Annotated in this window: 20 protein-coding genes; 11 read left to right on the top strand and 9 right to left on the bottom strand. The window is 71.8% G+C overall.

Going from position 1 to position 25,634, the window contains the following annotated elements; genetic code table 11:
* Window positions 1-6: 6 nt before the first annotated feature.
* From AC3AGO_RS08430 to AC3AGO_RS08460, 7 genes are all read right to left on the bottom strand, one after another.
* Window positions 7-1,134, bottom strand: a complete 1,128-nt coding sequence (locus AC3AGO_RS08430; protein WP_487824575.1) for a Gfo/Idh/MocA family protein — start codon at window positions 1,132-1,134, stop codon at window positions 7-9.
* Window positions 1,135-1,295: 161 nt separating this feature from the next.
* The gene (locus AC3AGO_RS08435) at window positions 1,296-2,354 is read right to left on the bottom strand and encodes a substrate-binding domain-containing protein (protein ID WP_487819514.1); all 1,059 of its coding nucleotides are present in this window, start codon (window positions 2,352-2,354) and stop codon (window positions 1,296-1,298) included.
* Window positions 2,351-3,463, bottom strand: a complete 1,113-nt coding sequence (locus tag AC3AGO_RS08440) for an ABC transporter permease (protein WP_487819515.1) — start codon at window positions 3,461-3,463, stop codon at window positions 2,351-2,353. The genes AC3AGO_RS08435 and AC3AGO_RS08440 overlap by 4 nt, the downstream gene beginning before the upstream one ends.
* Window positions 3,460-4,974: a sugar ABC transporter ATP-binding protein gene (locus tag AC3AGO_RS08445; RefSeq protein WP_487819516.1), complete on the bottom strand. Its 1,515-nt coding sequence runs from the start codon at window positions 4,972-4,974 to the stop codon at window positions 3,460-3,462. The genes AC3AGO_RS08440 and AC3AGO_RS08445 overlap by 4 nt, the downstream gene beginning before the upstream one ends.
* A gap of 257 nt (window positions 4,975-5,231) precedes the next feature.
* On the bottom strand, window positions 5,232-6,413 hold the full coding sequence (locus tag AC3AGO_RS08450) for an ROK family transcriptional regulator (RefSeq protein ID WP_487819517.1): 1,182 nt from the start codon (window positions 6,411-6,413) through the stop codon (window positions 5,232-5,234).
* A 596-nt stretch (window positions 6,414-7,009) separates the two neighbouring features.
* Window positions 7,010-7,687 carry a GntR family transcriptional regulator gene (locus AC3AGO_RS08455; RefSeq protein ID WP_487819518.1) on the bottom strand — a complete coding sequence of 226 codons (678 nt, stop codon included), beginning with the start codon at window positions 7,685-7,687 and terminating at the stop codon, window positions 7,010-7,012.
* A gap of 162 nt (window positions 7,688-7,849) precedes the next feature.
* A complete protein-coding gene (locus AC3AGO_RS08460) occupies window positions 7,850-9,487 on the bottom strand; it encodes an asparagine synthase-related protein (protein WP_487819519.1) in 1,638 nt (545 codons plus the stop codon).
* 81 nt (window positions 9,488-9,568) lie between these two features.
* Here AC3AGO_RS08460 and AC3AGO_RS08465 point away from each other — a divergent pair, with 81 nt between their 5' ends.
* The gene (locus AC3AGO_RS08465; RefSeq protein ID WP_487819520.1) at window positions 9,569-10,336 is read left to right on the top strand and encodes an IclR family transcriptional regulator; all 768 of its coding nucleotides are present in this window, start codon (window positions 9,569-9,571) and stop codon (window positions 10,334-10,336) included.
* Between the two features lie 150 nt (window positions 10,337-10,486).
* Window positions 10,487-11,188: a class I SAM-dependent methyltransferase gene (locus tag AC3AGO_RS08470; RefSeq protein WP_487819521.1), complete on the top strand. Its 702-nt coding sequence runs from the start codon at window positions 10,487-10,489 to the stop codon at window positions 11,186-11,188.
* Window positions 11,189-11,292: 104 nt separating this feature from the next.
* Here the strand turns inward: AC3AGO_RS08470 and AC3AGO_RS08475 are convergent, their stop codons facing one another.
* The gene (locus tag AC3AGO_RS08475) at window positions 11,293-11,778 is read right to left on the bottom strand and encodes a phosphatase domain-containing protein (RefSeq protein WP_487824576.1); all 486 of its coding nucleotides are present in this window, start codon (window positions 11,776-11,778) and stop codon (window positions 11,293-11,295) included.
* A gap of 175 nt (window positions 11,779-11,953) precedes the next feature.
* Here AC3AGO_RS08475 and AC3AGO_RS08480 point away from each other — a divergent pair, with 175 nt between their 5' ends.
* The 8 genes from AC3AGO_RS08480 (at window position 11,954) to AC3AGO_RS08515 (ending at window position 22,317) form a co-directional block, all read left to right on the top strand.
* Window positions 11,954-13,327, top strand: coding sequence for an L-lactate MFS transporter (locus AC3AGO_RS08480; protein ID WP_487819522.1), 1,374 nt, complete (start codon window positions 11,954-11,956; stop codon window positions 13,325-13,327).
* Window positions 13,305-13,460: an MFS transporter small subunit gene (locus AC3AGO_RS08485; RefSeq protein WP_487819523.1), complete on the top strand. Its 156-nt coding sequence runs from the start codon at window positions 13,305-13,307 to the stop codon at window positions 13,458-13,460. Before AC3AGO_RS08480 ends, AC3AGO_RS08485 begins: the two co-directional genes overlap by 23 nt.
* Before the next feature lie 190 nt (window positions 13,461-13,650).
* Window positions 13,651-14,643, top strand: coding sequence for a 2-dehydropantoate 2-reductase (locus tag AC3AGO_RS08490; RefSeq protein WP_487819524.1), 993 nt, complete (start codon window positions 13,651-13,653; stop codon window positions 14,641-14,643).
* 25 nt (window positions 14,644-14,668) lie between these two features.
* The gene (locus AC3AGO_RS08495; protein WP_487819525.1) at window positions 14,669-16,609 is read left to right on the top strand and encodes a molybdopterin oxidoreductase family protein; all 1,941 of its coding nucleotides are present in this window, start codon (window positions 14,669-14,671) and stop codon (window positions 16,607-16,609) included.
* A gap of 16 nt (window positions 16,610-16,625) precedes the next feature.
* On the top strand, window positions 16,626-18,494 hold the full coding sequence (locus AC3AGO_RS08500; protein ID WP_487819526.1) for an NADH-ubiquinone oxidoreductase-F iron-sulfur binding region domain-containing protein: 1,869 nt from the start codon (window positions 16,626-16,628) through the stop codon (window positions 18,492-18,494).
* Entirely contained in the window at window positions 18,491-19,351 is an 861-nt protein-coding gene (locus AC3AGO_RS08505; protein WP_487819527.1) for a 2Fe-2S iron-sulfur cluster-binding protein, read from the top strand. Before AC3AGO_RS08500 ends, AC3AGO_RS08505 begins: the two co-directional genes overlap by 4 nt.
* A gap of 9 nt (window positions 19,352-19,360) precedes the next feature.
* A complete protein-coding gene (fdhD, locus tag AC3AGO_RS08510) occupies window positions 19,361-20,212 on the top strand; it encodes a formate dehydrogenase accessory sulfurtransferase FdhD (protein WP_487819528.1) in 852 nt (283 codons plus the stop codon).
* A gap of 257 nt (window positions 20,213-20,469) precedes the next feature.
* Entirely contained in the window at window positions 20,470-22,317 is a 1,848-nt protein-coding gene (locus AC3AGO_RS08515; protein ID WP_487819529.1) for an exo-alpha-sialidase, read from the top strand.
* 35 nt (window positions 22,318-22,352) lie between these two features.
* Here the strand turns inward: AC3AGO_RS08515 and AC3AGO_RS08520 are convergent, their stop codons facing one another.
* Complete coding sequence (locus tag AC3AGO_RS08520; protein ID WP_487819530.1) at window positions 22,353-23,405, bottom strand: bile acid:sodium symporter family protein; 1,053 nt, start codon at window positions 23,403-23,405, stop codon at window positions 22,353-22,355.
* Window positions 23,406-23,718: 313 nt separating this feature from the next.
* Between AC3AGO_RS08520 and AC3AGO_RS08525 the strand changes: the two genes are divergently transcribed.
* The gene (locus tag AC3AGO_RS08525) at window positions 23,719-25,545 is read left to right on the top strand and encodes an AMP-dependent synthetase/ligase (protein ID WP_487819531.1); all 1,827 of its coding nucleotides are present in this window, start codon (window positions 23,719-23,721) and stop codon (window positions 25,543-25,545) included.
* Window positions 25,546-25,634 lie beyond the last annotated feature (89 nt).

A 25,634-nucleotide genomic window follows, 5' to 3' on the forward strand; every position in this document is an offset into this window, starting at 1 on the left:
TCCTCCTCAGCTCGCCACGGGCGAGTAGACGCTGTTCTTCTCCGCGCTCTCCTCGACGGCCGCCAGCACCCGCTGCACCTGCAGCCCGTCCTCGAAGGACGGTTCGGGGACGCTGCCGTCGGCGATCGCGTGCACCAGATCGCGGGCCTGGTGCACGAACGTGTGCTCGTAGCCGAGGCCGTGGCCCGGCGGCCACCACGCCTCCAGATACGGGTGGCTGTCCTCGGTGACGAGGATCCGGCGGAAGCCGGACACCCCGGCCGCCTCGGTGTGGTCGTGGAAGTGCAGCTCGTTCAGCCGCTCCAGATCGAAGGAGAGCGAGCCGCGGGTGCCGTTGACCTCCACCCGCAGCGCGTTCTTGCGGCCCGCCGCGACCCGGCTCACCTCGAAGGCCGCCAGCGCCCCGGACGCGAACCGGCCGGTGAACAGCGCCGCGTCGTCGACGGTCACCGCACCCCGCGGCGCCCCGGGAAGCGCGCCGGGCACAGGCCGCTCCCGTACGAACGTCTCCGTCTGCGCCGACACCCCGGTGAGCGGCGAACCGGCCAGGTACTGCGCCAGGTCGACGGCGTGCGCGCCCAGATCGCCGAGCGCCCCGGAGCCCGCCGCCTCGCGGCGCAGCCGCCAGGTGAGCGGGAAGTCCGGGTCGACCAGCCAGTCCTGCAGATACGCGACCCGTACGTGCCGGATCTCCCCGACCCGCCCCTCCCCCACCAGCCGGTGCGCGAGCGCGAGCGCGGGCGTACGGCGGTAGTTGAAGCCCACCATCGCGACCTGGCCACGCTGCCGCGCCGCGCGGGCCGAGGCGGCCATGGCCTCCGCCTCGGCGACCGTGTTGGCGAGCGGCTTCTCGCACAGCACGTGCTTGCCCGCCTCCAGCGCCGCGACGGCGATCTCGGCGTGGCTGTCGCCGGGCGTGCAGATGTCCACCAACTGCACGTCGCTGCGCGCGATCAGGGCCCGCCAGTCCGTCTCCGCGGCGGCCCATCCGAGCTTGCCGGCGGCCTCCCGTACGGCCTCGGCGTCCCGCCCGCACACGGCGTTCATCACGGGCGTCAGCGGCAGGCCGAACACCCGCCCCACGGTGCGCCAGCCCTGCGAGTGCGCCGCGCCCATGAAGGAGTAGCCGACCATGCCGACGCCGAGCGCGGGCGGCCGGTCGCCGGGCGGCGTCCCCGTTCCGGGCTCGGGGCCGGGTTCGGGGGCCGGTTCGGGGGTGTCGTGCGGCATGGAGGCTCCTCCCTGTGGGGTGTGCGCGGCCGGGGCCGGCGGCACGGACGGGGGCCGTACGGCGGTCAGTCGAAGCCGATCGGCAGGTACTCGTCGACGTTGGCCTTCGTGACGACGGCCGAGTAGAGCGTCATGGAGGCGGGGATCTCGAACTCCGACAGACCGGCGATTCCCTTGCCCTGGCCCAGCGCGCGGGCGAGGTCGATGGCGGAAGCGGCCATCGTCGGCGGGTAGAGCACGGTCGCCTTGAGCACGGTGTTGTCCGCCTTGATGGCCTGCATGGCGCGCTTGGCGCCCGCGCCGCCCACCATCAGGAACTCGTCGCGGCCCGCCTGCTTGATGGCCCGGTCGGCGCCGACGCCCTGGTCGTCGTCGTGATTCCACAGCGCGTCGAACTTCGGCTCGGCACGCAGCAGTTGGGACATCTTGGCCTGGCCGGACTCGACGGTGAACTCGGCCGCCTGCCGGGCGACCTTCTTGATGTTCGGGTAGCTCTTGAGCGCGGCGTTGAAGCCCGCGGTGCGCTGCTGGGTGAGTTCGAGGTTGTCGAGCCCGGCCAGTTCGACGACGCGGGCGTTCTTCTTGCCGCGCAGCTTCTCGCCGATGTAGTTGCCCGCGTTGAGGCCCATGCCGAAGTTGTCGCCGCCGATCCAGCAGCGGTAGGCCTTCTGCGAGGCGAAGATCCGGTCCAGGTTGACGACGGGGATGCCGGCCCGCATGGCCTTCAGACCGACCTGGGTGAGGGCCTTGCCGTCGGCGGGGAGGACGACGAGGACGTCGACCTTCTTGTTGATGAGCGTCTCGACCTGGCCGATCTGCTGCGCGTTGTCGTTGGAGCCCTCGGTGGTCTCCAGGGTGACGTCCTCGTACTTCTTCGCGCGGCTCTGCGCCTGTTCGTTGATGGCGTTCAGCCAGCCGTGGTCGGCCTGCGGCCCGGCGAAGCCGATGGTGACCTTCTTGCCGGGCTTGTCGCCCGCCACGCCCGCCTGTTCGGCGGACTCTCCGCCCTTCGAGTCGTTGCTCTCGTTGCTGGTACAGCCTGTGGCGAGCAGCGCGGCTCCTGCCGCGGCCGTGCCGAACAGGACGCTTCTGCGGGACGCGGGCATACGTGGGTTCTCGCTCATGATGTTTTCCGACCCTTCTGGACCAGGACCGCGGCGACGATGATCGCCCCCTTGGCGATCTGCTGGACCTCGCTCTGCAGGTTGTTGAGGGCGAAGAGGTTGGTGATGGTCGTGAAGACCAGCACGCCGAGCACGGAGCCGGTGATGGTGCCGCGGCCGCCGCTCAGCAGGGTGCCGCCGATGATCGCGGCGGCGATGGCGTCGAGTTCGTAGAGATTGCCGTTGGTGTTCTGGCCGGAGCCGGTGAGGACGATCAGCAGGAACGCGCCGATCCCGCAGCACAGCCCGGACAGCAGATAGAGCAGCAGCCGCTGCCGTTTGACGGCGATGCCCGCCAGCCGGGACGCCTCGGGGTTGCCGCCGACGGCGACGGTGCGGCGGCCGAACGTGGTGCGGTTCAGCACCAGCCAGCCGAGCAGCGCGACCGCGGCGAACACCAGCACCAGGGGCGGCACTCCGAGCACGTACGAGCCGGGCTCGCCGAGGCTGAGCACCGATTCGACGGTGACGACCTGCGTCTTGCCGTCGCTGATCTGGAGCGCGAGGCCGCGTGCCGAGGCGAGCATCGCGAGGGTCGCGATGAACGGCACCATCGGTCCGAACGCGATCAACGACCCGTTGATCAGCCCGCATCCGAGGCCGACGGCGACGGAGCACAGCAGCATCCCCCAGAGGCCGAAGTCCTGCGTGGCCAGGGTCGTCGCCCACACGGACGCCAGCGCGACGATCGCCCCGACGGACAGGTCGATGCCCCCGCCGATGATCACGAAGGTGACGCCGACGGTGACGACCCCGATCACCGAGGCCTGGGTGAGGATGAGTTGGAGATTGCCGGTGCTCATGAACTGCTCGGGCCGCGTCAGCGCGCCCACCACGACGAGCACGGCGAGCACCCCGACGAGGGAGAGATGCCGCAGCCCGCGCCGGGGTACGGGGATCCGGCCGCGCGTCCCCCGGTGCTCGCCTCCCGTACGGCCGCCGCCCTCCTTCTCCGCGGGGGGCTGTGCGGTGCCGGCCGGGGCGGTGCCCTTCTGCACGGTGGCGGCGCCCGGTTGACCGTCCGGGAGGCCGCCGGCGCCGGGCGGGTGGCCCGGAGAGGAGTTGGTCATCGCGGGGTTCCTTCCATCACGAGGTCGAGCACCCGGGGTTCGTCCAGTTCCGCCGCGGGAGCCGTGTGGACGACACGGCCCTCGCGCAGCACCAGCACCCGGTCGGCCAGGCCGAGGACTTCGGGCAGTTCGCTGGAGACGAGCACGACCGCCACCCCGGAGTCCGCCAGCGCGCGGACGATCGCGTACAGCTCGGCCCGCGCCCCCACGTCCACACCGCGCGTCGGCTCGTCCAGCAGCAGCACCCGGCACTCGCGCAGCAGCCAGCGCGCGAGGACGACCTTCTGCTGGTTGCCGCCGGACAGGGTGCGGACGGGCCGGTCGGGATCGTCGGGGCTCAGGGCCAGTTCACGGGTACGGCGCAGAGCGGCCGCACGCTCCTCCGTACGGGCCAGCCAGCCGCCCGTGGAGAACCGCGGCAGCGACGACACCGACACATTGCGGGTGACGGACTCCAGCATCAGCAGCGCCTGCGACTTGCGTTCCTCCGGGGCCAGTCCGACACCGGCCCGCACCGCGGACACCACCGAACCGGGCCGCAGCGGACGCCCGTCGACGAGAACACGGCCCGCGGTGGGGCGGCGCGCCCCGTACAGCGTCTCCAGGATCTCGGAGCGGCCCGACCCGACGAGCCCGGCCAGACCGACGATCTCGCCGGGCCGCAGCTCCAGGTCGAGCGCCTCGAACTCGCCCTCCCGCGCGAGCCCTTCGGCCCGCAGGACGGGCTCCGCCAGCGCCGCGCTCTCGTCGGACGCGGCGCGTTCCGGCATCGCGTACTGCACCTCGCGGCCCGTCATCAGCGTCACGAACTCACTGGTGGGCGTGGAGCGCGCCGGCAGGTCACGGGCGGCCGTCCGGCCGTCCTTCAGAACGGACACGCGGTCGCCGATGCGGCGGATCTCCTCCAGCCGGTGCGAGATGTAGACGACGGCGACCCCGTCGGCGGTGAGCCCTTCGACGATACGGAAGAGATTGTCGACCTCGTCCGGGTCGAGCGCGGCGGACGGCTCGTCCATCACGATGAGCCGCACCTCGTGCGAGAGCGCCCGCGCCATGGACACGATCTGCTGCCCGGCGGCGGACAGTTCACCGACGACCGTGCCCGGGTCGATCTCGGGATGGCCGAGCCGGTCCAGCAGCGCGGCGGCCCTCGTACGGGCCGCGCGGGGCCGCAACAGGCCGCCGCGCGAGGCGACTTCGTGCCCGAGGAACACGTTCTCCGTCACCGACAGATGCTCCACCAGGTCCAGCTCCTGGTAGATCGTCGCGATGCCCAGCCGCATCGCGCTCACCGGCGCGGACAGCGTGACCGGCGCGCCCTGCCAGTGGATCTCGCCCTCGTCGGGCTGATGCGCGCCGGACAGCACCTTGATGAGCGTCGACTTGCCCGCGCCGTTCTGACCGAGCAGACAGTGCACTTCGCCGGCCTCGACATCGAGGTCGACACTGTCCAGCGCCCGTACGCCGGGGAACGTCTTCGTGATGCCGTGCATCGTGAGCAGAGCTGCCATGGCATGGCCTCCGGGTGTACGGGGTCGCTGCGCGGGGCGCTTGCGCTGTGCGGGGTCGCTTTGCGCTGTGCGTGTTACGGGTCCGGCCGTGCGGTGCGGTACGCCTTGCTAGCCGTTCAATCCGCGCTCTGTGCGCGGTCGTTGCGCTGTGCGGGACCTGGCCCTGCGGGTGCGGTCCGGTGTGCCCACCCGTTCCGCCCCTTGGCGGACCGCGTGCCCACACCGGGGTGGGGCGGACCAGCCGCCCACACTGGGTTCTACGCTGGCGAAAAAAGGTGGTCGCTTATGAGGCGGGCTGCTCCTGTTACTCCCGCTGCCTGGCCGAGTTCGCCCAGCACAATGGGCAGGTTCCCGGTGGCCAGGGGGAGGGACTGGCGGTAGACCTGGGTGCGGATGCTGGCCAGGAGCGTGTGGCCGAGCCCGGTCACCCCGCCGCCGATCACCACGAGGCCGGGGTTGAAGAAGCTGACGAGTCCGGCGATCACCTGGCCGACACGGGCTCCCCCGTCCCGGATGAGGTCGAGTGAGGCGCCGTCGCCGGCCGCGGCGGCCGCCGCGACGTCGGGGGCGCTGAGCCGTCCCGCGGACTCCAGCCGCTGGGCGAGTTCCGCCGAACGGCCCTCGTGGGCCGCCGCCTCGGCGTCCCGGGACAGCGCGGAGCCGCCGAAGTACGCCTCCAGGCAGCCGCGGTTGCCGCAGGCGCACTGGCGGCCGTCGGGCTCCACCTGGATGTGCCCGATGTCGCCCGCGCTGCCCGTCGTACCGCGATGCACCTCGCCGCCGACGACGACACCGCAGCCGATGCCCGTACCGATCTTGACGCAGAAGAAGTCGCTGACGGAGCGGGCCACTCCGGCCTGCATCTCCCCCATGGCCATGAGGTTCACGTCGTTGTCGACCATGACGGGGCAGCCCAGCTCCTGGCTGAGTGCCTCCCGTACGGGGAAGCCGTCCCAGCCCGGCATGATCGGCGGCGCGACGGGCACCCCCTCGGGGAACCGGACGGGGCCCGGTACGCCGATGCCCGCCCCGTCGAAGCCTTCCGCGACACCGGAGTCGCGGAGTTTGCCGACCATGGCGAGCACCTGGTCGAAGACGGCGACGGGTCCCTCGCGGACGTCCATGGGCTCGGTGTAGTGGCCCAGGACCTCCAGTTCGGGGTTGGTGACGGCGACGTCGATGGACGTGGCGCCGATGTCCACGCCGAGCAGCCGGAGTCCGGGCGCCAGCCGTACGTTGTGCGAGCGGCGTCCGCCGCGGGAGGCGGCGAGGCCGTCGGCGACGACGAGCCCCGTCTCCAGCAGCCGGTCGACCTCGACGGCCAGCTTGGAACGGGACAGCTCGACCTGATCGCCGAGCACCGCGCGGGAGTTGGGACCACCGTCACGCAACAGCCGGAGCAGTCGCGCCTGGTGTGCGTTGGCGGGTCGTGCCGTCATGCGCCTCACCGTCGTCCCCTCCAGCCCTGTTCGTACGCAGCGGCTCCCGACCCGAAATGGGGCCTGCGGCCGGGAATTGAGGGGAACGTAGCAACGGCTGCCGAAGCTGGGAAGAAGTAGCGCACGAATTGGCCCGACTTTTTCCTGAGTGAGGACAAAGAGCGAGAGCCGAGGCGGGAGCGCGACTCCGCGCGCAGCGCGACGGGGGCGCAGCCCCCGTCTATCGCGCTCAGCGCGTGGGTGCGCAGCCCCATCCTTCGCACGCAGCGCGTGGGGTGCAGGGGCGGAGCCCCGCCGGGGCCCGGGGCAGAGCCCCGACTTCCCACGCAGCGCGTGGGGTGCAGGGGCGAAGCCCCGCGGGGGTCTGGGGCGCAGCCCCAGTTCCTCCTCCCCCGCCTGCGGGGCCTTTCGCGCGCCGGCGCGCTGGGGCCCGGGGCGGGAGCCCCGGAAGAAACGGGTAGGGGCGGGTCTGGGGCCAACCCCTCACGGCGGCGCGTGCGTTGCGTGCGGGGAGCGAACCCTGCGCGGGTGCGGTCCGGTGTGCCCACCCGTTCCGCCCCCAGGGCGGACCAGCTGCCCACACCGGGGCGGGGCGCTCAGCTGTCGTCGCGGGCGTGGTATTTGCGGCGGGTGTGTTCCGTGTGTGCCCGCATTACGGTCGTGGCCCGCGGCCCGTCCCCGTCCGCGATGGCCGCGATCAGTTCGCGGTGCTCGATCCAGGACTGGGCGCCACGCTGCCGGGCGATCGGCGTGTAGTACCACCGGACGCGCCGGTCGACCTGCGCGGCGAGCTCGGCCAGCACGGAGTTGCTGGCCAGCTGCATCACCTTCGCGTGGAAGTCCGCGTTCGCCTCCACCACCGCGTCGACCTCGTCCCGCTCGACCGCCGACTCGCCCCGTACGCACAGCTCTTCGAGCGCGGCGATCCCCGCCTCGTCGGTGTTCGCCGCAGCCAGCCGCGCCGCCTCCGCCTCCAGCAGCGTGCGTACGGTGAGCAGTTGGTCGGCCTCCTCCTCCGTGGGCTCGTGCACGAAGGCGCCCTGCGCGGGCCGCAGGTCGACCCATCCGTCGGTGTTGAGCCGCTGCAACGCCTCCCGCACGGGCTGCCTGGACACCCCGAGATGCTGGGCGAGTTCACTCTCGACCAGGTGCTGGCCCGGCTTCAGCGCCCGGGTCGTGATCAGCTCCAGCAGCGCCTCGTAGACCCGCTCGCGCAGCGGTCCCGGACGTTCCAGCTTGGGTACGGATCCCTGCGGCAGTCCCGCGGACAGCATGTGCGACCCCCTCGCCCTCGGAGACATTGGCTATTGTCTACAGTCGCCGAAGTGCACTCTACCGTCCACACACCCTCCCGGTGATGCGCTTCACAGCACCGGCAGACGTCGTACGCACCTCAGGGCCCGTACGGCAGGCGCCGCACGGGCCTTGACGGGGCGTCAGGCCGTCGCGAAGCGGGTGAGGACCGCTTCCGCGCGGACGCCGGGGAGGGCGCGGCGGAAGGTGCGGTAGTAGCCCAGTTCCTCCTTGCTGCGCAGCTCCGGCGCCCCCGGCTCCCGCCGCGCCGCGGCGAGTTCGGCGTCCGTGATGCGGGTCGTCCACAGCGGGGTCAGTACGCTCTCCGCGCCGCTTCCCGTGCCGAACTGCTCCTTGCGGCGCCACAGCAGCCGTTCCGGGAGCCGGCCGGTGAAGGCCCGGCGCAGGTGCCCCTTCTCCGTGCCGTCCTCCTCCAGGGCCTTCATCTCCGCGGGCAGCGACATGGCGTGCGCGATGACGTCGGCGTCGAGGAAGGGCACCCGGGCCTCCAGGCCGTGCGCCATGGTGACGCGGTCGCAGCGCTGGAGGTTCAGCCCGTGCAACGAGCCGAGGGTGCGCCGCAGTTCGCCGTCCAGCGCTGCGGGGCCGGCGTGCTGCTGGTGGTAGTAGCCGTAGCCGGCGAAGAGTTCGTCGGCGCCCTCGCCGGTGAGGACGGCCTTGACGTGCCGCGAAGCGAGCTGCGAGAGGAACCAGTTGGGCACGGCGCTGCGGATCAGGCTGGCGTCGAAGGACTCGACGCAGGCCACCACGTCGTCCATGGCGGCCTCGGCCCGCGCGGCGTCGAGGACGGCTTCGTGGTGCTCGGTGCCGAGGAACGCCGCCGCGTCGCGCGCCGCCAGCAGGTCGGGCGAGCCCTCCGTACCGACGGCGAAGGTCTTCAGCCGCCTGCCCCGCGCCGCGTACTCCTCCGCGGCGACGGCGGCGACCAGGCTGGAGTCGAGCCCGCCGGAGAGGAACACGCCGACCTCGACGTCCGCCATCAGATGACGCCGCACCGAGTCGGAGACCACCTCGAAGGTGGTCTTCTCGACCGTCGTGGCGGGCACGCCGCGCCACTCGGGACCGTCACCGACGGGCGGTACGGCGTCGGCGAAGCGCCGCAGTCCGCCGTCCGGGGTCCAGTGGCAGCCGGGCGGGAACGTCTCGGCGTACGGCTGCAACTCCGGCGCGAAGGCGCGGAGTTCGGAGGCGAAGTGCGCGGCGCCGTCGTCAGTACGGGCCCAGTACAGCGGCTTGATGCCGAGCGGGTCGCGGGCCGCGACGAAGCGGCCGTCCGGCGCGGCGGCGCACAGCGCCCACATGCCGCGCAGCCGCTCCAGCGCGTCGGGGCCGTGTTCGCGCAGCAGCACGAGGGCCGCCTCGGAGTCGGAGGAGGAGGCGAAGAGGCCGGCGCCGAGTTCGGTACGCAGGGCGGCGTGGTTGTAGATCTCGCCGTTGCAGACGAGGGACCAGCCGTCGGGGTCGCCGGCGCCGGTCAGGGGCTGCCGGCCGCCGTCGAGGTCGACGATGGACAGCCGCCGGTGACCGAGCCATGCGTGCCGGCCGACCGTACGCGAGCCGCTGTCGTCGGGCCCGCGGTGCGCGAGCCGGCCGAGCATCCGCTCCGCGCCGCTTTCGCCGTGCGCACTGCTGTCGCCGTGCGCGTTGTTGCCGCCGTCCGCGCTGTTGTCGCCGTCCGTGCCGCCTGGGAGATCCGCTCCGGCGAGGAGGTCTGTGCTGTCAGGGGTGCCTGTCGTGTACTGGGCTGCGATTCCGCACATGGCCACGACCGTAGACAGGGCGCGTGCGGAATGAGCAATGGCTGTTGCTCTATACGCACGCGACCATGGCATGCTGGCGACATGGCGAACGAGACCACGGGCAGACTGAGCAGCGTGCACCGCGCACTCGACGTGCTGCGCGCCCTCGGACAGGGCCCGATGCGGGTACAGGCGGTGGCCGGGCTGCTGGGCAAGGAGAAGACGCAGGTGTCCCGCACCCTGAAGGCGCTGGCGGAACAGGGCTTCGTCGAACGCGACCCGCGTACGCAGGAGTACCGCGTCGGCTGGCAGCTGCTCGCCCTCGCCGCCTCCGCCGGCGGGGACCGGCTCCAGCGGGAGGCCCCCGCGGTGCTCCGCGAGCTCGTCCACCGGGTCGGCGAACCCGCCTATCTGACCGTGCTGTCGGGGCACAGCGTGGTGACTGTGCTGACGGAACGTACGTCGCGCAGCCTCCAGGCCCACGAGTGGGTCGGCCGCTCCTCCCCGCTCAACTGCACGTCCGCCGGGCGCGCTTTGCTGCTCGGCCTGCCCGAACGGGAGGTCGCCGCACTGCTCGGCCCCGGCCCGCTGCCCGGCACGGAGCAGGCGCCGCGCGACACGGAGTCGCTGCTGGAGCGGCTGCGCGCGGACCGGGCCCGCGGATACGCGGTGGCCGCCGAGGAGTACGAGCCGGGCCTGGTCGCCGTGGCCGCCCCCGTGCACGACCACCGCGGCGCCGTGGCCGCGGCGGTCAACGTGTCGGCCCCGGTCTTCCGGATGCCGCCGGACGCGCTGCCGCCGGTCGTGGAGGCGGTCGGCGCGGCGGCCCACCAGCTGTCGGCCCAGCTGAACGGCGCCGCGCCGGAGTGAACGGGGGGCGTCGGACGCTCCCCACGCGGTGCCGGACTCTCCCCGCACGGCCCCGGAGAGCCGTCGCCCGCCGCCGGACGGTGCGTGACATATACCGCTCGCGCGGATAATCCGGGCGGATTCGCGGTCGCACATGTCAGCATCGGGAGTATGCGACACCCCGGTTGGATGCTGAACGAACGGGACCACGCAGGGCCGGATCATCTCGACCCGGACTCCATTCCCGGTTTCGACCGCGAACAGGGCCACCCGGATCCGGAGCCGGATCTCGCCCTGCTGCACTCGTACGGACTGGGCGAGGAGTCGACGGTGGTCGACATGGGCGCGGGCACAGGGCAGTTCGCCGTCCCGGCCGCGCGGCACTTCGGCCGCGTGGTGGCGGTCGAGGTCTCCCCCGCGATGGCCCGGGCGCTGCGCGGCCGGGCCGACGGGCCGGACGTGCCGGCCGCGCCCGAGTGCGTGGAGGAGGGCTTCCTCACGTACGAGCACGAAGGCGCCCCCGCCGACGCGGTCTTCACCCGGCACGCGCTGCACCGGCTGCCGGACTTCTGGAAGGCGGTCGCCCTGCGGCGCGTCGCGGACCTGCTGCGCCCGGGCGGCGTTCTGCTGCTGCGCGATCTGGTCTACGACTTCAGCCCCGAGGAGGCGGACACCGTCTTCAGCAGCTGGCTGACGGCCGCCGCGGGGTCCGGCACCGGCTGCACCAGTGCCGATCTCGTCGAGCATCTGCGCACCGAGCACACGACGTTCAGCTGGCTGCTCGAACCGATGCTCCGGGAAGCCGGGTTCGACATCGCGAAGAAGGACTTCACGGGCCCGACGTACGGCACGTACGTCTGCGTCAAGGCCTGACACCCGCGGTCCGGACCGCGGTTCACCCGCGCGCGGGTGCCACGTGGAGCGGCCGCCGCGGCCGGGCCGGGTACGGCCGTCGACGCAGCCGTCAGGTGCGGCCGTCAGGTGCGGCCCGACTCCTCCTGGGCCTCTTCCAGCAGGGGCGCGCGGGCCATCCAGTCAGCCTCGACCACGGGGAACCCGGCGGCGCGGTACGCGTCGCACACCTGCCGGTCGTCGTCCACGACCACGGCGACCTCGCGCTCGCGGGCCAGTTCTCGCAGGAGCCGCGGTTTGGTCTCCCGGGCCGGACGGCGGTCGTCCGCGGGCCGCATCCACAACGCGCCCTGCGGCAGCCCCTGTCCGGCCAGCCAGCGCTCCGTGTCCCGGCGGCACCGTTCGGGCCGCCCGGTGACATAGGCGAGGTCGCACGTCGCGGCCCACTCGCGGGCCAGCTCGACGCCCTCCGCCAGCGGCGGATCGTCGACGGCGGCCCGGAAGAAGGCGTCCCAGTCGCGCCGCCCGCCCTCGATACGGTCCAGCCGGTGCCGGACGTCCGCCAGGGTCCCGTCCAGGTCGAACACGGCGACCCCGCGCTCCTGTTGCACCGCCACCGTGTCTCCCTCGCTCCGTACGCCGGCCGTCCGCGCGCCTCCGCGTCCGCTCACCGCGTCAGCTTGCCATGCGAGGACGTTCACCTTGCGACGCAGGGACGTTCACCGTTCAAGGAATCCTGTCGAACCGGTGGTCAACTTCCTTGCGACTGCAATATCGTTCCGGCCCATGAAGCCCGGCATACTCGACCGTTCGCGCAGCGTCGCACCGCCCGGATGGAGCCGCTGGCTGGTGCCGCCCGCCGCGCTGTCGGTGCATCTCTCCATCGGACAGGCGTACGCCTGGAGCGTGTTCAAGCCTGCGCTGGAATCGGCGCTCGGACTGTCCGGTACGGCGAGCGCGCTGCCGTTCCAGCTGGGAATCGTGATGCTCGGCCTGTCGGCCGCTTTCGGCGGGACCCTCGTCGAACGGAACGGCCCGCGCTGGGCGATGTGCGTGTCGCTGGTCTGCTTCTCCTCCGGCTTCCTGATCGCCGCGCTCGGCGCGGCCACCCAGCAGTTCTGGCTGGTGGTGTTCGGCTACGGCTTCGTCGGCGGGATAGGGCTCGGCATCGGCTACATCTCCCCCGTCTCCACGCTGATCAAATGGTTCCCCGACCGGCCCGGCATGGCGACGGGCATCGCCATCATGGGCTTCGGCGGCGGCGCGCTCATCGCGTCGCCGTGGTCGGCGCAGATGCTGGCGGGGTTCGGCTCGGACAGCAGCGGGATCGCCACCGCGTTCCTCGTGCACGGCCTGGTGTACGCGGTGTTCATGTCGCTCGGTGTGCTGCTGGTACGGGTGCCGCCCGAGGGCTGGAAGCCCGCAGGGTGGGAGCCCGGACAGGTCGCGCAGCGCGCCCTGGTGACCACCGCGCACGTGTCGGCGCGCAGCGCCATCCGTACCCCGCAGTTCTGGTGTCTGTGGGTCGTCCTGTGCGCGAACGTCACGGCGGGCATCGGCATTCTGGAGAAGGCCGCGCCGATGATCACGGACTTCTTCGCGCGGACGGACACGCCTGTCTCCGCATCCGCAGCAGCGGGCTTCGTCGCCCTGCTGTCGCTGGCCAACATGGGAGGCCGGATCCTGTGGTCGTCGACGTCCGACGTGATCGGCCGGAAGAACATGTACCGCGTGTACCTGGGCGTGGGCGCCCTCATGTACTTCGCGATCGCGCAGCTCGGTGACACGTCGACACCGCTGTTCGTCTGCTGCGCGCTGGTGATCCTCTCCTTCTACGGCGGCGGCTTCTCCACGGTCCCCGCCTATCTGAAGGACCTGTTCGGCACGTACGAGGTGGGCGCGATCCACGGCAGGCTGCTCACCGCCTGGTCGACGGCCGGTGTGCTCGGCCCGCTCATCGTCAACCGGGTCGCCGACTCGCAGGAGGAGGCGGGCCGTTCGGGCCCCGGCCTGTACACCCTCTCGCTCGTCATCATGATCGGCCTGCTCGTCGTCGGCTTCCTCGCCAACGAACTCGTCCGGCCCGTGCACCCGAAGCACCATCTGACGCAGTCGGCCGGCAGCAAGGAGGCGGAAGATGAGCAGTCACAGCACAGCTGACAGCACAGACGGCGGCGGGACGGACAGCCGCAGGACCGCACTCATCGCGTTCACATGGCTGTGGGTCGGCGCACCGCTCGTCTACGGTCTGTACGAACTCCTCCAGAAGGCCGCCAAGCTCTTCACAGGCTGACCGGCTCTTCGCAGACTGGTCGGAAGGACTCTTTCCGGAACCCCTGAGGCCCGGCCGTCCGAGGCCCCAACAGAACGGCGACGCACACGTCTTGCCGCCCTGCGGCCGTCATCTGTATACAGTATTCCATCGTCTCATGAGCTCGACCCGTACTCGGTCTCCCTCAGCCGAACCGATCGGAGAGCCAGTCATGAAAGTCGCAGTCGTCGGCGCCGGAGCGATCGGCGCGTACGTCGGAGCAGCGCTGCACCGCGCGGGCGCCGACGTCCATCTCATCGCCCGCGGCCCGCACTTGGCGGCCATGCGGCGCGACGGTGTCCAAGTGCTCAGCCCCCGCGGTGACTTCACCGCACGCGTGCACGCCACCTCGGACCCGGAGGACATCGGGCCCGCCGACTACGTGTTCCTCGGGCTGAAGGCCAACTCCTATGCGGCGTGCGGGCCGCTGGTACGGCCTCTGCTGCACGGGGGCACGGCCGTCGTCGCCGCGCAGAACGGCATCCCCTGGTGGTACTTCCACGGCCTCGGCGGTCCGTACGACGGGCACCGGGTCGAGAGCGTCGACCCGGGCGGCTCCGTCAGCGCGGTGCTGCCGCCGGAGCGCGCCGTCGGCTGCGTCGTGTACGCGGCCACCGAGCTGGAGGCGCCCGGCGTCGTCCGGCACGTGGAGGGCACCCGGTTCTCCATCGGTGAACCGGCCCTGGCCGCCGCCGGATCGGAGCGCTGTCTGACCTTCAGCGAGGCCATGCGGGCAGGCGGCCTCAAGTGCCCCGTCGAGGACGACATCCGTGACGACGTGTGGGTCAAGCTGCTCGGCAACATCGCCTTCAACCCGCTGAGCGCGCTGTCCCGCGCCACCATGGCGCAGATCTGCCGTCACCAGGACACGCGTGCCCTGGTGACGACGATGATGCGCGAGACCCTCGCGGTGGCAGAGGCGGTCGGCTGCCGTCCGCGGGTCTCCGTGGAGAAGCGGCTCGCCGGCGCCGAGCGCGTGGGCGACCACAAGACGTCCACCCTCCAGGACCTGGAGCGCGGCCGTCCTCTCGAACTCGACGTCCTGCTCGCCGCGGTGGTCGAACTGGCCGCGCTGACACGCACTCCCGTGCCCAAACTGTGCGCGATCCACGCCGTCACCGACCTGCTCGCCACGACCCTGCAGAACGCGGCACCCGCAGCATGAGGAGCACTCCGAGGAGCAACGCGACATGAAGAAGCGCGACCGCACTCCCAAGCAGTACCCGCGGCTGACCCGCCCGCTGGTGCGGGACACGAAGGACGGCGAGTTCCGGTACGCGAGCTGGGAGGAGGCGCTGGACCGCGCGGCGGCCGGCTTCCTCCGCGCCCGTGAGGAGCACGGCCCGGACGCCTTCGGCATGTTCTCCTGCGCCCGTGCCACGAACGAGATGAACTACGTGGCGCAGAAGTTCGCCCGCGTCATCATGGGCACCAACAACGTCGACTCGTGCAACCGCACCTGTCACGCCCCGAGCGTCGCCGGACTGTCCGCCGCTTTCGGGTCGGGCGGCGGCACCTCCTCGTACGCGGAGGCCGAGACCACCGACCTGATCGTGATGTGGGGTTCCAACGCCCGTTTCGCGCACCCGATCTTCTTCCAGCACGTGCTGAAGGGCATTCACAACGGTGCCCGCATGTACGCCGTCGACCCGCGCCGCACCTCGACCGCCGAATGGGCCGAGAGCTGGCTGGGCCTCAACGTCGGTACGGACATCCCGCTCGCCCACGCCGTCGGGCGCGAGATCATCCATGCGGGCCTGGCCAACCGGTCGTTCATCGAGCGGGCCACGAGCGGCTTCGCGGAGTACGCGGCGGCGGTCGAGCCGTGGACGCTGAGCGCCGCCGAGAAGGTGACGGGCGTACCGGCGGAAGCCATCCGCGATCTGGCGCACGCCTACGCGACGGCCGAACGTGCCCAGTTGTGCTGGACGCTGGGCATCACCGAGCACCACAACGGCACGGACAACGTGCGCGCCCTCATCAACCTGTCCCTGCTGACCGGTCACGTGGGCCGGCACGGTGCGGGCCTGCAGCCGCTGCGCGGGCAGAACAACGTGCAGGGCGGCGGCGACATGGGCGCGATCCCGAACCGGCTGCCCGGTTTCCAGGACATCCTCGAACCGGAGACACGGCAGAAGTTCGAGGCCGCCTGGGGAACCGTCATCCAGCCGCGCTACGGCCTCAATCTGACCGACATGTTCGAGGCCATGGAGAGCGGCGGACTGCGCGCGGTGTACTGCATCGGCGAGAACCCGGCGCAGTCGGAGGCCGACAGCGAGCAGGCCATGGAACGGTTGCGCGCCCTCGACCATCTGGTCGTCCAGGACATCTTCCTCACGAAGACCGCCGAACTGGCCGACGTGGTGCTGCCGGCGACGGCGGCCTGGTGCGAGACGGACGGCACGACGACCAACAGCGAGCGCCGCGTACAGCGCGTCCGCAAGGCGCTCGACCCGCCGGGCGAGGCCCGCGAGGACATCGAGATCATGTGCGACCTCGCGGGACGGCTGGGCCACGACTGGAAGTTCGCCGACTCGCAGGCCGTCTGGGACGAGCTGCGCTCCCTCTCCCCCGACCACTACGGCATGACGTACGACCGGCTGGAGGAGCACCAGGGCATCCAGTGGCCGTGCCCCAGCACGGAGGAGATCGAACCGACCTTCCTGCACGGCCGGCTGTGGGAGAAGGACCCCGAACGGCGCGGCAGGGCCGCCGCGTTCGGCATCGTGCGGCACGACCCGCCGGTCGACCTGACCGACGAGCAGTATCCGCTGCGCCTGACGACGGGCCGCCGTCTCGACTCGTACAACACCGGTGTGCAGAGCGGCAGTTTCGCCTCGCCCATGCGGCGCGGCGAGTACGTCGAGCTGAGCCCCGAGGACGCCGCCGCGTACCGGGTGGAGACGGAGGAGCACGTACGGGTCACGTCGCGGCGCGGCGCCGTGGTGGCGCCCGTGTGGGTCGATCCCGGACTGCGGCCCGGTCTGGCGTTCATGACCATGCATTTCCCCGACGAGGTGGACACCAACTCGCTGACGATCGAGGCGAACTGTCCGATCGCCGGCACGGCCGAGTTCAAGGCGTCGGCGATCCGGATCGAGAAGCTGCCCACCGTCGTTCCGTCAGCGTGAGGAGCTGAGACCCGCCATGGATCTGCACTTCGGCGACAGCAAACCGACCGACGAGGAACGCGCGGCGATCGACGCGCTGCTGGGCCCGCCCGAGTCCGCCTGGCAGGGCGCCGACGACCGCAGTGACGCGGATCTGCGCTGGGCGCGCGGCGGCCGCGCGGCGCGGGAGCGGCGCGACCTGCTGCTGCCGGGGCTGCACGCGCTCAACGACCGGGTGGGCTGGATCAGCGAGGGCGGACTGGCGTATCTGTGCCGCCGTCTGACGGTGCCTCCGGCGGAGGCGTACGGGGTGGCCACGTTCTACGCCATGTTCTCCCTGAAGCCGCGCCCCGCGACGACGGTGCACGTCTGCACGGACCTCGCCTGCGGTACGTCGCTGAAGGACGCGCTGGAGCGGCACTTCGCCCCCGCGGGCGAGCCCCGTGACGGCGCGGCCTGGCACCCCAGCCCGTGCCTGGGCCTCTGCGAACGGGCCCCGGCGGCGCTGGCCGTCAGAGCGGGCGAGACACCCGGCAGCGGGACCGGCGCGCAGCAGCCCGTGCCGTACGCGACCGCCGTCCTCGCGCCCGCCACGGCGGAGTCGGTCGCCGCCGCGGCCCGCGCCCCGGAGCACGCCCCGGCGGAACCGGCCCCCCTGGCGGCCGTCCCGCAGGCCGGTGACCCGGGGCTCACCCTGCTGTCGCGGATCGGCGTCGTCGACCCCCTGTCCCTCGACGACTACCGCGCCAACGGCGGCTACACGGCGCTGCGCCGCGCGTTCGCCCTCGGCCCCGCGGGCGTGCTGCGCGAGGTGACGGACTCCGGGCTCATGGGCCGCGGCGGCGCCGCGTTCCCCACGGGCCGCAAGTGGCAGGCCACGGCGGCCCAGCCGGACCAGCCGCACTACGTCGTGTGCAACGCGGACGAGAGCGAGCCCGGCACGTTCAAGGACCGGGTCCTGATGGAGGGCGACCCGTACGCCCTCGTCGAGGCGATGACCATCGCCGGGTACGCCACCGGCGCGCACGTCGGCTATCTGTATCTGCGCGGCGAATACCCGCGCGCCCTGCGGCACTTGACGAGCGCCGTCGCGCAGGCCCGCACCCGCGGCCTCCTCGGGCCCGACGTCCTGGGCAGCGGCTTCGCGTTCGACATCGAGATCCGCCGCGGCGCCGGCGCGTACATCTGCGGCGAGGAGACCGCCCTCTTCAACTCGCTGGAGGGGCAGCGCGGAGAACCGCGCGCCAAACCGCCGTTCCCCGTCGAGAAGGGCCTGTTCGGCAAGCCGACCGCGGCGAACAACGTGGAGACCCTCGTCAACGTGCTGCCGGTGCTCACCCTGGGCGCCCAGGCGTACGCGGCCATCGGCACGCCGGCGTCCACGGGCCCGAAGCTGTTCTGCGTGTCCGGCAGTGTGGCACGCGCCGGCGTGTACGAAGTCCCGTTCGGCGCCACCCTCGGCGACCTGCTCACGCTCGCGGGCACCCGTACGGACACCCTGCGCGCCGTGCTGCTCGGCGGTGCGGCGGGCAGTTTCGTCGGTCCGGACGAACTCGGCGTCCCGCTGACCTTCGAGGGCACCCGCGAGGCCGGCACCACACTGGGCTCCGGGGTGGTGCTGGCCTTCGACCGCACCGTTCCGCTGCCCCGGCTGCTGCTGCGGATCGCGGAGTTCTTCCGCGACGAGTCGTGCGGACAGTGCGTGCCGTGCCGCGTCGGCACCGTACGGCAGGAGGAGGCGCTGACCCGGCTGCTGGAGAGCAGGGGCGCCGACGCGCAAGCCGACATCGCTCTGCTGCGCGAGGTGGGCGCGGCCATGCGCGACGCCTCGATCTGCGGTCTGGGACAGACCGCGTGGAACGCCGTGGAGTCCGCGATCGACCGTCTGGGGGCCTACTCGTCATGACTGCCGTACCGCTTCAGCCGCCGCGCCGTCTGGTGGAGTTCACCCTCGACGGCGAGTCCGTCCGCGTGCCCGAGGGGTCGACCCTTCTGGACGCCTGCCGGGCGGAGGGCACGGACGTGCCGGTCCTGTGCCAGGGCGACACGCTCACCCCGAAGAACGCGTGCCGGGTGTGCATGGTGGAGGTCGAGGGCGCGCGCACCCTCGCACCCGCCTGCTCCCGCCGCGCGGAGGACGGGATGACCGTCCGTACGGACACCGAGCGCACCCGGCACAGCCGCAAAATGGTGCTCGAACTGCTCGCGTCCTCCACGGACTTGTCGACCACGCCGGGCGCCGCCGGGTGGATCGAGGAGTACGGCGCGGAGCCCGGACGGTTCGGCCCGGACGCGGCGCGCATGGCGGAGGAGCCGAAGGTCGACAACGACCTCTATGTGCGCGACTACGACAAGTGCATCCTGTGCTACAAGTGCGTCGACGCGTGCGGCGAGCAGTGGCAGAACACCTTCGCCATCGCCGTCGCCGGACGCGGCTTCGACGCCCGGATCTCCACCGAACACGACGCGCCGCTCACCGACTCGGCGTGTGTGTACTGCGGCAACTGCATCGAGGTGTGCCCGACGGGCGCGCTGAGCTTCAAGAGCGAATTCGACATGCGGGAGGCGGGTACCTGGGACGAGGCCCAGCAGACGGAGACGACCACGGTGTGCGCGTACTGCGGAGTGGGATGCAACCTCACCCTGCATGTGCAGGAGAATGAAATCGTCAAGGTCACCTCCCCGCACGACAATCCGGTGACCCACGGCAACCTCTGCGTCAAGGGCCGCTTCGGCTATCAGCACGTACAGACACGGGAGTAGTGAGCGCGCATGGGACGGGTCACCGAGCGCAGGCGTGTCACGCGGATCCGCGACGGCGTGGTCACCACACGTCCCGACACACTCGTCGCCGAGGAGCCGCTGGAGATCCGGCTGAACGGCAAACCGCTCGCCATCACCATGCGCACACCGGGCGACGATTTCGCCCTGGCGGCGGGCTTCCTGGTGAGCGAGGGCGTGCTGGGGAACGCCGGTGAACTGGCGAACATCGTGTACTGCGCGGGCGCCACGGACGAGGGCTCCAACACGTACAACGTGGTCGACGTGCGGCTCGCTCCCGGTGTGCCGCTGCCGGACATCGCGCTGGAGCGCAACGTCTACACGTCGTCCTCCTGCGGACTGTGCGGCAAGGCCAGTCTGGACGCGGTGCGCACGACGGCCCGTTGGGCCGTCGAGGACGGGCCCGCCCCGCTCCGGCTGACCCCCGGACTGCTGTCCGTCCTGCCGGACAGACTGCGCGAGGCGCAGCGGGTCTTCGACCGTACGGGCGGCCTGCATGCCGCCGCGCTGTTCTCCGGTGAGGGTGAACTCCTCGACATACGGGAGGACGTGGGCCGGCACAACGCCGTCGACAAGCTCGTCGGCCGGGCGCTCCAGCAGGACCGGCTGCCGCTGCGGGACACGGTGCTGATGGTGTCGGGACGGGCGTCGTTCGAGCTGGTGCAGAAGGCCGTGATGGCGGGCATCCCCGCGCTCGCCGCCGTCTCGGCGCCCTCCTCGCTGGCGGTCGATCTGGCGGCGGAGACCGGTCTGACGCTCGTCGGCTTCCTGCGGGGCACCTCCATGAACGTGTACGCGGGCGAGCACCGGATCGCCCTGCCGGTCACGGCAGGCCGGGCCTGACGGGCCGTCCGCTGCACGGGATCCGGTCCGGCCGGCGGGGAGCGCCCCCTGCGCCGGCCGGACCCTTCCCGTCCCCGCCGCCCCCGAGCTGACGCTTCGCCCCACTGTCCCGCTCCCTGCCGTCCCTTACCGGGCCCGCTCTCCGTTTCATCCGGCAACAGGGGCCGCGTGTCGGGTTGTCGGGTTCATGCCCCTGTCGTACCTTCCGCGCAGGACATGGGACATCCCATGTCCTGTGTCGTCGAAGGGACGGAAGCATGACGCGTGCCGTGCCGCCCGCACCGCCGAGACCCCGGGGCCTTCCCGGCCCCCTTTCCCTCCTCGCGCTCCTCACCCTGCTGGCCGGGGTGCTGACCGTCCCCGAGCGGGCCGGAGCCGCGCCCCGGGAGCGGGACTTCGACCAGCGCGTGCTGTTCAGGGCCGACGCGGAGAAGGGCTACGCGTGCTTCCGCATACCGGCCCTCGTACGGACGGCGCAGGGCACGCTGCTGGCCTTCGCCGAGGGGCGGGTCGACGACTGTTCGGACGCCGGTGACATCGACCTCGTCGTGAAGCGCTCCACCGACGGCGGACGCACCTGGGGCCCGCTGCACGTCGTCAACGAGGGCCGCGGCGACACCCACGGCAATCCGGCGCCCGTCGTGGACCGCCGCACGGGCCGCATCCTGCTCGCCGAGACGTACAACAAGGGCCGCACGGACGGCCTCAACTGCGCCATCCCCTGCGACCGCACCCAGCACCTGCAGTACAGCGACGACGACGGCCGCACCTGGTCACAGCCGCGCGACGTGACCGCGCAGTTCCGGCCGAAGGACTGGAACGCCTGGTACGCGACGGGCCCCGGGCACGCGCTGCAACTGCGGCACGGACGGCACGCGGGCCGCCTCGTCGTCGGCGTCAACGCCGAGAGCTGGAGCGGCGGCCGCCTCACCCGGGCGCACGCGGCACTGATCCACAGCGACGACGGCGGCCGCACCTGGCGGCGCGGCGCCACGGACAGCATCCCGTACGCGGCGGACGGCACCGTCCGGCAGAAGCCGCAGGAACTCACCCTCGCCGAACGGGAGAACGGCACCCTGTACGTGTCCGCACGCGAGACGGAGGGCACGGCACTGGGGCACCGTACGGCTGCCGTCAGCCGGGACGGCGGCACCTCGTTCTCCGCGCCCTTCCGTCCGCTGCCCTCGTTCGCCACACCGCAGGTGCAGGGAGCCGTCCTGCCCTTCGGGGACCGCATGCTGGTGTCCGCGCCCGCCGATCCGGACCGCCGCCGGACCATGATGATCCGCTCCTCCTGGGACGGCGGCCGCACCTGGGAGGACACCGACCGGGGCCGGGCCGTGACGACCGACTGGTCGGGCTATTCGGACCTGATGCGGGCCGACGGCGCACACGCCGGACTGCTGTACGAGGGCGGCGCTGTGGACGCCCGCGACGAACTCCGGTTCGCCCGCTTCACGGAGGACTGGCTGGGCGAGCGGCGCGGGCCCGACCCCGTGACACCGGACCGCGCACCGGGCGCCCGGGACGCCGACGTACTGGGCGGCGCGCGGCAGACGGACGGGCGCACCGGTGGTGCGCTGGCCTTCGACGGCAGGGACGACGCGGTACGGCTGCCGTTCCGCGACGGACTGCCGCTCGGCACCCGGGAGTTCACGGCCTCGCTCCGGTTCCGCTCGACGGCGGCGGGCGGCGAGCAGCCCCTGCTGTGGATGGGCGGTGTCGGTGTCGCACAGCCGCAGGTCCGCATCGTCGGCGATCCCGCGCGCGGGCGGGTCACCGCCGCCGTCACGGCACGCGACGGCGCGGGCCCGTACGCGACCGCGCAGCTCGCCGTCGACGGTCCCTTCCACGACGGCCGGTGGCACCACGTGGAGCTGACGCGCGGTGCGGGCGGTGCGCTGCGGCTCACCGTCGACGGGAAGAGCAGCACCGCGCGCGGGGTGCCCGGAACGGTCAGCGGCGGCTCACCGTTCGCTGTCCGGCTGGGCCAGAAGCCGGACAGCCGCGCCTGGTTCACGGGCGCGCTGGACGACGTACGGGTCCGCACACAGGACGGCCGTTCCGTACTGGACCTCCCGCTGGACCGGCTGCGGCCGAGGTGACGGAGCGGCTCCCGTGTGACCTGCGGCGCGCGCTGTCAGCGTGTGGCGTCGGCCATGCGGGAGCCGCTGCCGGTCTTCCCGGTGTCTCCCGCGTGCTCCGCGGTGGCCTGCCCGTCCGCGCCGGGTGCGCCGGCCGCGTCGTGCTGGGACCAGCGCCGTGCCAGATAGGCGCACACCATGAGCTGCATCTGGTGGAACAGCATCAGCGGCAGCACGGCCAGACTGGCCTGCGCCCCGAACAGCACGCTGGCCATGGGCAGTCCGGCGGCCAGGGACTTCTTCGAACCGGCGAACGTGATGGTGATCCGGTCCTCGCGCGGGAAGCCGACCCGGGCGGCGCCGTACCAGGTGAGGGTCAGCATGAGCGCCAGCAGCACCGCTTCGACACCCACCAGCGCCGCCAGCCGCAGCGGGGTGACCTGACCCCAGATGCCCTCCGTCATGCCCTGGCTGAACGCCGTGTAGACGACGAGCAGTACGGAGCCCCGGTCGACGTAACCGAGCACCTTCTTGAAGCGGGTGAGGAGACCGCCGATCCAGCGGCGCAGCAACTGGCCCGCGATGAACGGGGCGAGCAGTTGGCAGGCGATGCCGATCAGCCCGTCGGCGCTCAGTGCGGCATGCCCGCCGATGAGCCAGGCCACCAGCAGCGGCGTGGCGATCATGCCGAGCAGGCTCGAGTACGTGCCGGCACAGATCGCCGCCGGCACGTTGCCGCGGGCGATGGAGGTGAACGCGATCGACGACTGGATGGTCGACGGAACGAGGCACAGGAACAGCAGTCCGGACTGCAGCTCGGGCGTCAGGACGTACGGCACGAGGCCGCCCGACGCGAGGCCGAGCAGCGGGAAGACGGCGAACGTACAGAGCACGACGGCCAGATGGAGCTTCCAGTGGCGCAGTCCGTCGACGGCCTCGCGGGTGGAGAGGCGGGCGCCGTAGAGGAAGAAGAGCAGCCCGACGGCGATCTTCGTGGCCCAGCCGAAGCCGTGTGCCACGGGACCGCTCGCGGGCAGGAAGACGGCGATCAGGACGGTCGCGACGAGCAGAGCGATGTACGGGTCGACCAGTCGTGCTAGGCGGCGCATGGGCTCCCTCTGTACGGTGCGGTGACCCCGGCATTCTCCGGCCGGACGACTACCACGGTACGGAAGACCGCTTCCGGACCGGCGCTCAGCCCCTCGCCCCGGTGGCCACAGGGGCACCATCCGCCGCTCGTTTCGCGGAGGTTCCGTGCAGATAGTCTGAGCACCCCGCAACGTCTTGGCTCACACGCTCCGTTGTGTCCGTAAATGACACGTACTGACCAGCAAAGACGCCCCTCCCGTTCGTGGGACCGATCAGATACGGTCACTCGCGCTGTGTCATACAGCACGTCAGGAATGTCGAGGAGCACCCCCATTGCGTGAGTTCACCGTCCCGGCTGTGGCGACGGCGCCCCAGGTAGGAGGGCTGGCCGACGTCGTCTTCGAGCACGCCGACGAGGACCCTCACCACATCGCCCTCGCCCGTAAGGACGCGGGCGGCACATGGCGCGACGTCACCGCGGGCACCTTCCGCGACCAGGTGATGGGGCTGGCCAAGGGCCTCCTCGCGGAGGGCATCAGGTTCGGCGACCGAGTCGCCATCATGTCCCGCACCCGCTACGAGTGGACGCTGTTCGACTTCGCCCTGTGGGCCATCGGCGCCCAGGTTGTCCCGGTCTACCCCACCTCGTCCGCCGAGCAGGTCTGCTGGATGCTGCACGACGCCGAGGTGTCCGCGGCCATCGTGGAACACGACGACCACGCCATGACCATCGCCTCGGTCATCGACCGGCTGCCGCTGCTCAAGCGCCTCTGGCAGCTGAACGCGGACGCCGAGGGCGAGCTGACCCGGGCCGGCGCGGGCGTCGACGACGAGGTGGTGCACCGGCACCGGCGCGCGCTGACCCCGGACTCCATCGCGACGGTCATCTACACCTCCGGCACGATGGGCCGGCCCAAGGGCTGCGTGCTCAGCCACGCCAACTTCATGGCCGAGTCCGACAACATCGTCGGCAAGTACGACCCGGTGTTCCGCTCCAAGCCGGGCGAGCCCGCGTCCCTGCTGCTGTTCCTGCCGCTCGCGCACGTCTTCGGACGGATGGTGGAGGTCGCGGCGATCCGCGGCAAGGTCAAGCTGGGCCACCAGCCGGTCATGGCGGCGTCCGCGCTGCTGCCGGACCTGGCGGCATTCAAGCCGACCTTCGTCCAGGCCGTGCCGCACCTCTTCGAGAAGATCTTCCAGGCGTCCCGCAGGAAGGCCGAACTGTCCGGCAAGCTCGGCGCGTTCGAGAAGGCCGTCGACGTCGCCGTCCGGTACGCGGAGGCCGTGGAGCACAAGAGCTTCGGCACGGGTCCGGGGCCCAGCGCCTCGCTCCGCATCCAGCACCAGTTCTTCGACAAGGTCGTCTACGCCAAGCTGCGCGACGCGATGGGCGGCCGCTGCCGGCACGCCATGTCCGGCGGTTCCGCGATGGAGCGCAGGCTGGGCCTGTTCTTCGACGGCGCCGGCATGCGGATCTTCGAGGGGTACGGCCTCACCGAGTCCACCGCTGCGTCCGTCGCGAACCCGCCGGAGCAGACCCGCTTCGGTACGGTCGGCCGCCCCATCCCGGGCACCACCATCCACATCGCCGACGACGGCGAGATCTGGCTGCACGGCGGGCAGATCTTCCTGGGCTACCTCAACAACCCCAAGGCCACCGAGGAGACGCTGCACGACGGCTGGCTCGCCACCGGCGACCTGGGCTCCCTGGACGCGGACGGCTACCTCACGATCACCGGCCGGAAGAAGGAAATCCTCGTCACCTCGGGCGGCAAGAGCCTCTCGCCGATCCCGCTGGAGGAGCGCGTCCGGGCCCACCCGCTGGTCGCCCAGTGCATCGTGGTCGCCAACGACCGCCCGTACGTCTCGGCGCTGGTCACCCTCGACCCGGAAGCCGTGCAGCACTGGCTGGCGATGCGCGAGAAGCCCGAGCTGGAAGCCGCCGACCTGGTCCGCGACCCGGATCTGGAGACGGAGATCCGGCGCGCCGTGGTCGCCGCCAACACCCAGGTCTCGCAGGCGGAGTCCATCCGCACGTTCCGCATCCTGGCCGCCCAGTTCACCGAGGAACAGGGCATGCTGACCCCGTCGATGAAGCTCAAGCGCAAGTCCATCGAGACCGCGTACGCCGTCGAGATCGAGGCTCTTTACCACAACTGACGTGCACGTTCGGCGCCGGTTCGGGACCGGCCGGCGGGAATGCGTGGCGGATGTGGATCGTTGATCCTGGCGGCAAACGGATTCGTCGA

The organism is Streptomyces sp. BL1, from assembly GCF_057628045.1.

Coding starts and splice junctions, on each gene's coding strand:
- AC3AGO_RS08430 (WP_487824575.1), bottom strand. CDS start 1,134: ATGGTCGGCTACTCCTTCATGGGCGCGGCGCACTCGCAGGGCTGGCGC.
- AC3AGO_RS08435 (WP_487819514.1), bottom strand. CDS start 2,354: ATGAGCGAGAACCCACGTATGCCCGCGTCCCGCAGAAGCGTCCTGTTC.
- AC3AGO_RS08440 (WP_487819515.1), bottom strand. CDS start 3,463: ATGACCAACTCCTCTCCGGGCCACCCGCCCGGCGCCGGCGGCCTCCCG.
- AC3AGO_RS08445 (WP_487819516.1), bottom strand. CDS start 4,974: ATGGCAGCTCTGCTCACGATGCACGGCATCACGAAGACGTTCCCCGGC.
- AC3AGO_RS08450 (WP_487819517.1), bottom strand. CDS start 6,413: ATGACGGCACGACCCGCCAACGCACACCAGGCGCGACTGCTCCGGCTG.
- AC3AGO_RS08455 (WP_487819518.1), bottom strand. CDS start 7,687: ATGCTGTCCGCGGGACTGCCGCAGGGATCCGTACCCAAGCTGGAACGT.
- AC3AGO_RS08460 (WP_487819519.1), bottom strand. CDS start 9,487: ATGTGCGGAATCGCAGCCCAGTACACGACAGGCACCCCTGACAGCACA.
- AC3AGO_RS08465 (WP_487819520.1), top strand. CDS start 9,569: ATGGCGAACGAGACCACGGGCAGACTGAGCAGCGTGCACCGCGCACTC.
- AC3AGO_RS08470 (WP_487819521.1), top strand. CDS start 10,487: ATGCGACACCCCGGTTGGATGCTGAACGAACGGGACCACGCAGGGCCG.
- AC3AGO_RS08480 (WP_487819522.1), top strand. CDS start 11,954: ATGAAGCCCGGCATACTCGACCGTTCGCGCAGCGTCGCACCGCCCGGA.
- AC3AGO_RS08485 (WP_487819523.1), top strand. CDS start 13,305: ATGAGCAGTCACAGCACAGCTGACAGCACAGACGGCGGCGGGACGGAC.
- AC3AGO_RS08490 (WP_487819524.1), top strand. CDS start 13,651: ATGAAAGTCGCAGTCGTCGGCGCCGGAGCGATCGGCGCGTACGTCGGA.
- AC3AGO_RS08495 (WP_487819525.1), top strand. CDS start 14,669: ATGAAGAAGCGCGACCGCACTCCCAAGCAGTACCCGCGGCTGACCCGC.
- AC3AGO_RS08500 (WP_487819526.1), top strand. CDS start 16,626: ATGGATCTGCACTTCGGCGACAGCAAACCGACCGACGAGGAACGCGCG.
- AC3AGO_RS08505 (WP_487819527.1), top strand. CDS start 18,491: ATGACTGCCGTACCGCTTCAGCCGCCGCGCCGTCTGGTGGAGTTCACC.
- fdhD (WP_487819528.1), top strand. CDS start 19,361: ATGGGACGGGTCACCGAGCGCAGGCGTGTCACGCGGATCCGCGACGGC.
- AC3AGO_RS08515 (WP_487819529.1), top strand. CDS start 20,470: ATGACGCGTGCCGTGCCGCCCGCACCGCCGAGACCCCGGGGCCTTCCC.
- AC3AGO_RS08520 (WP_487819530.1), bottom strand. CDS start 23,405: ATGCGCCGCCTAGCACGACTGGTCGACCCGTACATCGCTCTGCTCGTC.